This is a genomic window from Actinophytocola sp., assembly GCF_009379765.1.
Lineage (GTDB): Bacteria > Actinomycetota > Actinomycetes > Mycobacteriales > Pseudonocardiaceae > Actinophytocola.
This window is the reverse complement of record NZ_WHTD01000233.1, coordinates 1-10,409: the sequence shown is the minus strand read 5'-3', so window position 1 is coordinate 10,409 and position 10,409 is coordinate 1. Positions and strand designations below refer to the sequence as shown.

Below are 10,409 nucleotides of genomic sequence, written 5' to 3'. Positions count from 1 at the left end.
CGACACCAGGTACAGCACCGCACACCAGAGCGCGCCGGGTGCCACCGCGGCGAGCAGCGGCGCGTCGCGTTTGGCCAGCGTGTGCAGCAGCAGCGCGCCGAGCCCGATCAGCGCCGAGCAGCCGAGGATGATCGAGAACGCCGCGGGCAGCGGCACGTCGATCGAGTGGAAGTAGTAGGCCCAGGTGCCCGTCGACCCGAGCAGGTAGGCGACCGCTCCCGCGCAAAACGCCAGCCGGCCGGACACCCGTGGCGCCGCGAGGAAGACCGGCAGCGGCGCCAGCCACGCCAGCGCGCCGACCGGAGCGAACCCCAGGCCGAGGTAGAACAGCACCGCCGAGGCCGGCGTGGCCGCCGCGGCGATGATCAGCTCACGTCGTGCTGCCGGTCGTGCTGCCGGTTGTGATGCCATCGAAGACCCTCCCCGTCGAGCGAGCGCAGAGCTCGCGGAACTCCGGTTCCCCCAGACCGATCCGGCCCGCGAGGTAGAGCAGGACGAGCCCCTGTGTCTGCGCGGTGAACGCGAGGGCCACCTCGATCGGGTCGCCCTCGCGCAGGTGCCCGATCCGCATGCCCTCCCGCACCGCGGTCAGGACCTCGCTGAACGCCGGCGCGGCGCCGTCGTGGTAGCCGTCGGGAAACCGCCGCGAGTACTCACGACGTTCGGTCATGAGGAACGTGTAGAGGTGCGGCGCCCCGAGCGCGAAGTCGAGGAAGTCCGCTTGCAGCGCGAAGATCCGCTCGCGCGGGTCCTCGATGGCGGCCCGGCGTCCCCAGTCCTTGGCGAGCTCGACGGAGCAGGCGTAGGCGACCTCGCGGAGCAGCGTCTAGCGGTTGGGGTAGTGCCGGTAGGTGGCCATGGTCGAGACGCCGGCCTCCTTGGCCACCCGGCGCATGTTGACCGCGTCGGCCCCCTCGGCGAGGAGGATCGTCCGCGCGGCTTCGGCCAGCCGCTCCTTGGTCGTCATGTGTACAACGTACACGTGTGGCGTGTACTAAGTACACATCAACGGCCGTAGTTTCGGGGACTGGGGACGAGCGAGCCAAAAGGGGGTTTTACCAGGAGTTACGCGGGGCAGCTCGAGTCGGTCAGGAGCGGCTTGCTCGGGTCGAAGTAGCGGTCCTCGGCCTCGGGGTCGGCGTCGTCGCCGTCGATGCGCTCGCTGTAGGCCGGTGCCAAGGAGCCTTCCTTGTACGCCGTGCAGGCGATCGAGTAGCCGTAGCCCTGCACCTTGTCCAGCCAGAGGCCCTGGTTGTCCTCGGGCCACCGGTCGTCGGTGAGGACGTAGTCGGCCTCCCACCGGTCCACCGCCACGATGTCCATCGCGTCCGTCACCCGCTCCGGCGTGAGGGTGTCGAACGCGTACGCGAACACGTAGTTCGTGTGGATCACCAGCGAGCCGTCCTTGCCAAGCTCGGCCGACATCGTGCCCTGCACCTTCGGGTCGACCGGCAGCAGCCGGAAGTCGTCGGCGATCCGGGTGGCGTAGCTGTAGGACGTGCCGAGGTCGTCGCTGAAGCCGGGCCGCAGGTCGGCCCGCGCCTTGGGCGCGAGCAGCTTGAGGAACCGCTCGTAGTCGTGGCCCTCGATCACCTCGCGGTCGAGCCGGGAGGCGATCAGCACCTGCCGCACCTTCGCGTAGGCCTGCCCGACCTCCTCGGCGGAGAACTCGCCCACCGCGACCGGTGGTGGCGCGACGATGCCCGTCACGCCGTCCGGCCACGCCTCCGCGGGGGTTCCCGCGAACGGCTGGGTCAGGTCCACGCCGGCGCCGTCCTCGACCGCGTCCGAGGCCGGCGGGGCCTCGACGATGTCGGGTGACTGGTCCTCCGGCCGCGTCGCGTTGTAGACCACCGCACCCACCGCGACCACGGCGAGGACGAGTGCTGCCATCATCTTTCCGCCGTGGCGGCTGAGGAACGGCCCGCGCCGGGCCGTCGTGCGGCGGTCGTTGCGCGACCAGTTCTGGTCGTCGTAGCTGTCGTGCTGCATCAGGGCTCCCAAAGAACCGGGCCGCCCCCGCAAACCCGTGCCAACGAAGCGCCGGAAGATTACCTCGTCACACGACAGAAACAACACCACATCAGGTAGGGCAGTTGCCGATCTTCGCCAGAGGCGCGTCGGGGTCGAGGTAGCGCTCGGGCTCGGCGCGGCCGCGGCGGACGGCCAGGACGCGCTCGCTGAACGCCGGCGCGAGGGTGCCGGCCGCGTAGGCGGCGCACCCGACGGAGAAGCCGTACCCCCGCACCAGGTTCGGCCACAGCCCCCGGCCGGACGCGGGCCACCGCTCGTCGGTGACCAGGTAGTCGGCCTCGAACCGGTCCACCGCGACGACGTCCATCGGCGAGCGCGGGCCGGTGCCCGTGTCGTCGCCCACGTCATGGTCGACGTCGTGGTCGAAGGCGTAGGCGAACAGGTAGTTGGTGCGCACCAGCAGCGTGCCGTCGGGGTTCTGCGCCACCCACATCCGGCCGGTCACCTTCGGCTCGGCCGGCAGCAGCGGGTAGCCCTCGGCGATGCGGGTGGCGTAGCCGTAGGCCTTGGCGGGGTCGCCGGTCAGCATCTTCCGGACGACCGCCCGCGCGTCCGGGACGAACAGCCGCACCAGCCGCTCGACGTCGTGTCCGACGATCACCGCCCGGTCCAGCCGCGCGGTGACCAACGCCCGCCGGACCTTCGCGTACGCCTGCGCGACCTCGCCTGCGGAATGCCGGCCGACGGCTACCGGCTTCGGCGCGACGATCCCGGCGGCGCCGTCGGCCCACCCGGCCGCGAGGGTCTCGGCGAACGGCCGCGCCCGGTCCACCTCGACGCGGACCGGGCCGGCCGGCGGGTTCGGCGCCAGCTCGCGATACGTGACGATCATGAGCACGAGGACCACGAGGACCAGCAGCGCCTCGGTGACACGATGACGCCGAAAGAACGGACGCGACACTCGGGCTCCACGGGGCCGGCGGCAGTACCCATCAAACACGAGAACGCCCGCGACCGTCGCGGCCGCGGGCGTCCTGGTCGGTGAGTGGTCAGGTGGTCGCCTCGGTCTTGTCGCCCTTGCCCGCCGCCTCGGCCGCGATGGCCTCGACCGTCTCCTGCGCGCGGTTGGCCCGGTACTGCCGGATCGAGTAGGCCAGCGCCGCGGCCCAGATCACGTAGACGGCCACGTAGACCGGGTAGCGCACGCCGTCGCTCGCGTCGATCCAGTCGCTCTTCAGCAGGGTGCGGACGTTGGTCACGACGATGATGCCGCCGACCGCCGAGCCGAGCACCCGCGGCGGGATGTGGCGCACGAGCCAGGCCGCGATCGGCGCGGCGATCACGCCACCGATCAGCAGCGCGAGCACCCACGAGAAGTTGACGCCCACGCCGCCGAGACCGAACAGGAAGCCGAGGCTCGCGGCGACCGCGACGAGGAACTCGGCGGTGTCGATCGAGCCGATCGTCTTGCGTGGCTCCAGCCGGCCGCTCGCCAGGATCGCCGGGGTGCCGACCGGGCCCCAGCCGCCGCCGCCGGTGGCGTCGACGAAGCCCGCGACCAGGCCGAGCGGGCCGAGGAAGCGCTTGCGCAGCGGCTTGCCGAGATTGTGCCGGGGCAGGCCGAACGTCGTGAACCGCACGAGGATGTAGACACCGAGCGCGAGCAGGAGCACCGACATCACCGGTTCGGCGACCTCGGTCGACAGGCTCGACAGGAACGTCGCCCCCGCGAACGCGCCGACCGCGCCGGGTATGCCGATCTTCGCGACGACCTTCCAGTCGACGTTGCCGAACCGCCAGTGCGCGAGCCCGGAGGCGAGAGTCGTGCCGATCTCGGCCAGGTGGACGGTCGCCGAGGCGGCCGCGGGGTTGGCGCCGATCGCCAGGAGCAGGGTGGTGGACGTCACGCCGTAGGCCATGCCCAGGCTGCCGTCGACGAGTTGAGCTCCCAGTCCTACCAGGGCCAACAGGAGCAGCTGTCGCATCCTCGCCATCCTTCGTCGTATCGAGGTCCTCTTTGTATCGTGAGATGTGTCCGGACCGTGGCAAAACAGGTCCACATCGCGGAACACCGGAGGTCAGTTGTGGGCGGCTACTTGCGAAACCGGTCGCCGGACGCTACACGGGGCCCGTCCGGGTGCGTGCCCGGGCGCTCGACGAGCTGGCGAATGATTTCGTCGATCAGCCACGGACAACTCGTCGACCAGAAGAGTCAAGTATTCAACATGGCGCTGGGCAGGCGCCTCTTCGTACGCTGCTTGAGCGATTTATCGGGTCGGGTCCATGGAATTCCTGGCCCGGCGGATCTGGTACCCGCTGGGGGTGCGCGAAAGTGTCCGTACCGGTTCGAAAAGTCCGCGACACGGTCCTTCCGGCAGTACTCGACGACACCTGGCCCAAGCTCGCCGTGTTCGCCTTGTTCTGGGTCTCGACCGCGCTGCTCGCAGTGGTTCTGCTGGCCGCGGACCCCGTGTTCGGGTCGTTCGTCATCGGCATCCCGCTGTTGCTCGTGGTGCTCGCGCGGGAACGCGGTCTGTCCGGAATTCCGTCGATCTTGTTCGGCGCGGTCATCGTCGCGTCGCTGGTGCCCACCATTTTTCTCGGTGAGTACCGCCGGGATTTCGACGACGCCGTGCTGGTGGCCGGAATCGTGATCTTCGTGGTCTGGGTGAGCACCTATCCGATCATTCTGCGACATATGGACCGGGAATATATTCGGGAGCATTTGTCGTTCCCGGACGACCCGGTGCCCGACGAGCCGGTCGTCACGATCCGCCTGCACGTGGTTCGGCTGTGGATGTCCGTGCTGACCATCCTGGTGCTGAGCGCCACCCTCGGCCGCGCACTGCTCGGCGTCTGACCTGCGCGAACACCCGGATCTTCCGGGTGAGGCAACGTGGGTCACACATGCGGCGTCTAGATGGTCAAGTTCGAACTTGACCAGATGGAGGCCCTGGGGTGTCGAAACGTTTCCTGGCAGCGGTCGGTGGGATGGCGTCAGCCGTTGTGATGGTCGCCGTGATCACGTCCTGCAGCACCGGCGAACCGGAGGCGCAGACCCCGGACCTGGCTCCCCGTGGCACCGCGATGACCACGGTGACGCCCAGCCGCCAGGACCTGACCAACACGGTGAGCCTCTCCGGCACGGTCACGATGGACCCGGTGTACGGGATCGTGGCGCCGGTGGCCGGCCAGGTTCGCTACCTCACCATCGAGGAGCCCGACCGCACCCCGACCCGGCCCACCCGCGTCGGCTCGGTGTGGGCCGACGGCGAGCCGCACTGGTTCGAGGTGCCCGCCGGCTCGACGTTCACCGGGCGGCTCGCCGATGACCGGGCGACGGTCACCGCGGGCATGCCGGTCGCGTCCGCCAAGCTCGCCGGCTACGCCATCGTCGCGGAGATCGACGGCGAGCAGGCGTACCAGATCGCCGCGGGTCTCACCCAGGTGCAGGCGCAGATCAAGAATGGGCCGGGACCGTTCCCGTGCAAGGCGCTCGGCACGATCGCCGCCCTGCCCGAGGGCACGGTGCCCGCCCCGCCGCCCGCCGAGCCGCCCGCCGAGCCGGAGTCACCGCGGTCCGGCGCGCAGCCGCCACCCGTGGAGCCCGTCGACCAGGAACCGCCCGCCGGGGGGCCGGGCGGATCCGACTCGACGGGCCTGCGGCTCGTGTGCACGGCGCCGCCGGCCACCAAGCTGATCAACGGCGCGTCGGTCGACCTCGAGGTCGTCACGGCGAAGGCGGCGAACGCGCTGGTGGTACCGGTCGAGGCGGTCGCGGGCAAGCAGGGCAGCGGCAAGGTCGACGTCGTGGAGTCCGACGGCGGCCGCAAGATCGTCGACGTCGTGCTCGGGCTGACCGACGGCAAGGTCATCGAGGTGAAGTCCGGGCTCAAGGGCGACGAGACGCTGTCCGTGCCGGGCCCGAACCTGCCGTCGGGTCCCGACCCGCAGCAGGGCGGCGACCCATCGGGCCCCATGGGGTCGAAATGACCGGGGTCGAACCGACCCGGCTGATCCAGCTCACGGGCATCACCAAGACCCTCCGGGGCCAGGACCAGGCGCGGACGATCCTCTCCGGCGTCGACCTGACCATCCACAGTGGAGAGAGCGTCGCCGTGCTCGGCCGGTCCGGCTCCGGGAAGAGCACGCTGCTCAGCCTCATCGGCCTGTTCGACCGCGCCGACGGCGGCCAGTACCTGTTGGGGGACAAGGACATCACCCGGCTACCGGAGCGAAAGGCGGCCGCGCTGCGCAGCGCCGAGTTCGGGTTCGTGTTCCAGCGGTTCTTCCTGCTCAAGCACCTGACCGCGGTGCAGAACGTGTCGATGGCGCTGGTCAACGGCCAGGGCTGGCTGCCGCGCCGCAAGCGCAGGGCCAAGGCGATGGCCGCGCTGGACGAGCTCGGCATCGCGCACCTGGCCAAGCACAAGCCGCCCCGGCTGTCCGGCGGTGAGCAGCAGCGGGTGGCGATCGCCCGCGCGTTGGTGCGCGAACCGCGGATCCTGCTCGCCGACGAGCCGACCGGCGCGCTGGACACCGAGACCGGCAACCTGGTCGTCGAGGCGCTGCGCGCGACGACCGACCGCGGCTGCGGCCTCGTGCTGGTGACCCACGACCGCGACCACGCGGCGAAGATGGGCCGGGTCCTGCACCTGGCCGACGGCGTGCTGCGGCCGGCAGGGGTGGTCGTGTGAACGAGCTTGCGAGCGAACCAGTGCCACAGCGGCGCGACCGAGCCTGCGAGGGGGCGTCGTGATTGGCCTCTCCGGGCGGTTGCGCTCGTCGCTCATCATCGGCGGGCAAGGGATCCGGGCCAGGAAGCTGCGCACGTTCCTGTCGATGGTGAGCCTCTTCCTCGGCGTGCTCGCGGTGGTGACGGTGCAGGCCGGGTCGGTGATCGCGCAGCGGGCGCTGCTGTCGGACATCGAGATGACCCGCGGCAAGGACGGCACGATGCAGATGTACCTGCCGTCGCATCCCGACTCGGCGACCGTGGCGATGGACACCGTCGCCGGCCGGCGCGACGCGGTCGCGATGACCACCACCCAGGCGGTCATCGGCGAGCCCGGCGTGCGACCGGTGAACGAGGGCGGCGGCCCGGTCGACGAGAGCGGTGTCGCGTACTCGATGGGCGGGTACGTCGAGTGCGACGCCGGCGGTGTGTGCCGGGAGGTCGGCGGCCAGTCGGACGGGATGCCGCAGGGGCAGGCGGTGGAGATGAGCCTGCAGGCGCTGTCCGGGGACATCCGGCAGTTCCGGCCGTTCCGCCACGAGTCGGGGGAATGGCTCTCGTTCGGGTCCGCGCCGTCGATGGCGCCCCGCATCGTGATCAACACGAAGGCCGCCGAGGCGTTCACCGCCTTCCAGGTGCCCGCGGAGATGCGGGTGTCCGGCGCGATCGCGAACATGACCCCGCAGATCATCGGCGTGGTCGACGACGGCGGCTGGGGCCCGGCGGCGTACGTGCGGTCCGACGAGCTGCTGAACTGGCTGCCCGCGGACAGCCTCAGCGACCCGAACTACGGCGGCGGCGTGCAGCTGATGATGCAGCCCACGGCGACGGACCTGGAGCAGATCCTGCGCTCGCGCCTGGTGGCCGCCGGCGCGAACCCCGACGAGCTCCACGTCGAGACGATCAACTCGCTGGAGGAGATGGCCGACCAGCTCGCGCTGATGCGGTGGATCTTCCTGGGCATGGCGGCGCTGGTGCTGCTGATCGGCGTGGCCGGCATCCTGAACGTCGGCCTCGCGACCGTGGGGGAGCGGATCGAGGAGTTCGCGTTGCGCCGCGCGGTGGGAACGCCGCGGCTGCTGCTGGCCGGCATCGTGCTCGCGGAGACCCTGCTCACCGGCTTGCTGACCGCCACGCTGGCGATCGGCGCGGGGGTGGTCGGGCTGGCGGCGGCGGCGCGCCTGTTCGCCTCCCGGGAACCGTTCCTGGCCGATGTCGCGTTCCCGTGGCAGGCCGGCGTGGCGGGCGTCGTCGCGGGCCTGGTCGCGGGCGTACTGGGCGGCCTGGTCCCGGCGATCCGCGCGGCCCGCATCCCGATCGCGACGGTGATGCGCGCGTAACCGACTACGCCGTGCCGATGGGACCCGCGCTTTCACCGGGTGCTCGGCCAGCAGGTCACCGAGCTCGCCACGCACACCGGGGACATCGCCGCGGCCACCGGCGGCGACCGACCTCGACCCCGTCGCGGGCCGGTGCGCCGCTCTGCGACCGCACCGCCGCGCCGGGGTGGCCGGGCCCGGGCCGTTACCGCTGAGTTCCTTTGCAGTGGCGAACATCGTGCGACTCTGCCGATCGCAGGCGCCATCGACGCGGAAGGGCCAGCCATGACTGATTCGGCATCCCGATGGAGGCGGCGGTTGGCCGTGGCGGCCGTCGCCGCCTCCGTGCTGACGCTCGCGCCGGCGATCCCCGCCGGCGCCCAGCCCGAACTGTCCACTGAGGATCTCACGCGCTGGGTGAACCCGTACGTCGGCACCAAGAAGGGCACCGGCACCGGGCTCACCCACCCGGGCGCGGTGGTGCCGTTCGGCATGGTGTCCTGGGGCCCGGACACCGTCACCGCGCAGCCCGGCGGCTACGCCTACGACGACAACCGGCTGCGCGGGTTCAGCCTCACCCACCTGTCCGGCGCCGGATGCACGATCTACCAGGACATCCCGTTCCTGCCGTTCGCCGGCGACGTCACCACCTCGCCGGCCACCGACGCCGCCCGTTACCAGGCGACCTTCGACCGCGCGAACGAGGAGGCGACGCCCGGTTACTACGGCGTCCGGCTCGACTCCGGCATCGGGGTCCGGCTCTCCGCGACCCAGCGCTCCGGCGCCGGCCGGCTGAGCTTCCCCGCGGACAAGCCGGCCACGCTTCTGGTCAACACGGCCGGCTCGGTCAACGGCGTCACCGACGCGTCGATCGACATCGGCACGAACACGATCAGCGGCTCGGCCACCAGCGGTAGCTTCTGCGGCTACCCGCACTCCTACAAGGTCTACTTCCACGCCACCTTCGACAGTCCCTTCCGGACGGTCGGCACCTGGAAGGACGGCGCGGTCGCGGCCGGGAAGTCGAGCGCCACCGGGCAGCGCTCCGGCGGCTACGTCACGTTCGAGCCCGGCCGGACCGTCAACGTCCAGGTAGGACTGTCGTTCGTGTCCGCCGACGGCGCCCGCGACAACATGGCCGCCGAGGCCGGCGGGTGCTCCTTCGAGGACGTGGCCGAGCGGGCCGAGGCGGCGTGGAACGACCGGCTCAACCGGATCAAGGTCCGCGGCGGCACCGACACCCAGCGCACCACGTTCTACACCGCGCTCTACCACAGCATGGTGCACCCCAACGTGTTCTCCGACGCCGACGGCCGCTACCCCGGGTTCGACAACGAGATCCACGACGCCGGGCCGGGACATGCCGTCTACACCAACATCTCCGGCTGGGACATCTACCGTTCGGAGTTCCCGCTGCTGTCGATGATCGCGCCGGACGAGGCGTCGGACATGGTCCGCTCGATGATCGCGTTCGCCGAGCAGTCCGGCTCGTGGGACCGCTGGACGATCGCCAACGCGCACACCGGCGTGATGAACGGCGATCCCTACCATGTGCTGGTCGCGAGCGCGCATGCCTTCGGCGCCAAGGACTTCGATGCCGCCGAGGCACTCCGGCTGATGGTCCGCGGCGCCACCGAGCCGACCCAGGGCTACGAGGAGCGGCCCGGTCTCACCGGCTACCAGGAGCACGGCTACGTGCCCAACGGGGCGCCGGGTGTGTGGGGTTCGGCGGCGACCACGCTCGAGTACACCACGGCCGACTTCGCGATCGCCGACCTCGCCCGCCGGCTCGGCGACACCGCGACCGCCACCCGGTTCAGCGAGCGGTCGCAGTACTGGCAGAACCTGTTCAACCCGGCCACCGGCTACCTGCAGCCGCGCAACGCCGACGGCTCGTTCCGCCAGCCGTTCGAGCCGGTCAGCGGCGAGGGCTGGGTCGAGGGCAACGGCGTGCAGTACAGCTGGATGGTGCCGCAGAACCCGCGCGGGCTCATCGATGCGATGGGTGGCAACGCCGAGGCCAACCGCAGGCTCGACAGCTTCTTCACCGAGCTCAACGCCGGCCCGGAGCGGCCGTACGCGTGGCTGGGCAACGAGCCGATCATGCTCACGCCGTGGCTGTACGACTATTCCGGCGCGCCGTACAAGACCCAGCAGGTCGTCCGGCGGGCGATGACCCAACTGTTCTCGCCGAAGCCCGACGGCCTCGCCGGCAACGACGACCTCGGCCAGATGTCGTCCTGGTACGTGTGGGCCGCGCTGGGCATGTACCCGGTGACCCCTGGCCGCGCGGAGCTCACGGTCAACGGGCCGTCGTTCAGCGAGGTGGCGATCTCCCGGCCGTCCGGTGAGACCGTGCGGATCAAGGCCTACGGGTCGGG

At 70.9% G+C, this 10,409-nt stretch carries 10 protein-coding genes and 1 pseudogene; 5 read left to right on the top strand and 6 right to left on the bottom strand.

Annotated features, from left to right (window positions below; genetic code table 11):
- The 6 genes and pseudogenes from GEV28_RS40000 to GEV28_RS39975 form a co-directional block, all read right to left on the bottom strand.
- A pseudogene (locus GEV28_RS40000) lies at positions 1-411 on the bottom strand (hypothetical protein); the annotation flags it as partial.
- Complete coding sequence (locus GEV28_RS39995) at positions 371-727, bottom strand: TetR-like C-terminal domain-containing protein (RefSeq protein ID WP_291419221.1); 357 nt, start codon at positions 725-727, stop codon at positions 371-373. The pseudogene GEV28_RS40000 and the gene GEV28_RS39995, both read right to left, overlap by 41 nt.
- Before the next feature lie 99 nt (positions 728-826).
- Positions 827-967, bottom strand: a complete 141-nt coding sequence (locus GEV28_RS39990; RefSeq protein ID WP_291419217.1) for a TetR/AcrR family transcriptional regulator — start codon at positions 965-967, stop codon at positions 827-829.
- A gap of 98 nt (positions 968-1,065) precedes the next feature.
- The gene (locus tag GEV28_RS39985; protein WP_291419215.1) at positions 1,066-1,992 is read right to left on the bottom strand and encodes a hypothetical protein; all 927 of its coding nucleotides are present in this window, start codon (positions 1,990-1,992) and stop codon (positions 1,066-1,068) included.
- 91 nt (positions 1,993-2,083) lie between these two features.
- The gene (locus GEV28_RS39980) at positions 2,084-2,935 is read right to left on the bottom strand and encodes a hypothetical protein (protein ID WP_291419213.1); all 852 of its coding nucleotides are present in this window, start codon (positions 2,933-2,935) and stop codon (positions 2,084-2,086) included.
- An 88-nt stretch (positions 2,936-3,023) separates the two neighbouring features.
- Positions 3,024-3,959, bottom strand: a complete 936-nt coding sequence (locus tag GEV28_RS39975; RefSeq protein WP_291419211.1) for a sulfite exporter TauE/SafE family protein — start codon at positions 3,957-3,959, stop codon at positions 3,024-3,026.
- 347 nt (positions 3,960-4,306) lie between these two features.
- Here GEV28_RS39975 and GEV28_RS39970 point away from each other — a divergent pair, with 347 nt between their 5' ends.
- From GEV28_RS39970 to GEV28_RS39950, 5 genes are all read left to right on the top strand, one after another.
- The gene (locus GEV28_RS39970; protein WP_291419209.1) at positions 4,307-4,834 is read left to right on the top strand and encodes a hypothetical protein; all 528 of its coding nucleotides are present in this window, start codon (positions 4,307-4,309) and stop codon (positions 4,832-4,834) included.
- A gap of 131 nt (positions 4,835-4,965) precedes the next feature.
- Positions 4,966-5,967, top strand: a complete 1,002-nt coding sequence (locus tag GEV28_RS39965) for an efflux RND transporter periplasmic adaptor subunit (RefSeq protein WP_291419207.1) — start codon at positions 4,966-4,968, stop codon at positions 5,965-5,967.
- Positions 5,964-6,671, top strand: a complete 708-nt coding sequence (locus GEV28_RS39960) for an ABC transporter ATP-binding protein (protein ID WP_291419205.1) — start codon at positions 5,964-5,966, stop codon at positions 6,669-6,671. Before GEV28_RS39965 ends, GEV28_RS39960 begins: the two co-directional genes overlap by 4 nt.
- Positions 6,672-6,729: 58 nt before the next feature.
- Entirely contained in the window at positions 6,730-8,049 is a 1,320-nt protein-coding gene (locus tag GEV28_RS39955) for an ABC transporter permease (protein WP_291419203.1), read from the top strand.
- Between the two features lie 303 nt (positions 8,050-8,352).
- Positions 8,353-10,409: GH92 family glycosyl hydrolase (locus tag GEV28_RS39950; protein ID WP_291419219.1), on the top strand; the 2,057-nt coding region annotated here is incomplete at its 3' end.

Coding starts and splice junctions, on each gene's coding strand:
- GEV28_RS39960 (WP_291419205.1), top strand. CDS start 5,964: ATGACCGGGGTCGAACCGACCCGGCTGATCCAGCTCACGGGCATCACC.
- GEV28_RS39985 (WP_291419215.1), bottom strand. CDS start 1,992: ATGCAGCACGACAGCTACGACGACCAGAACTGGTCGCGCAACGACCGC.
- GEV28_RS39990 (WP_291419217.1), bottom strand. CDS start 967: ATGACGACCAAGGAGCGGCTGGCCGAAGCCGCGCGGACGATCCTCCTC.
- GEV28_RS39965 (WP_291419207.1), top strand. CDS start 4,966: ATGGCGTCAGCCGTTGTGATGGTCGCCGTGATCACGTCCTGCAGCACC.
- GEV28_RS39975 (WP_291419211.1), bottom strand. CDS start 3,959: ATGCGACAGCTGCTCCTGTTGGCCCTGGTAGGACTGGGAGCTCAACTC.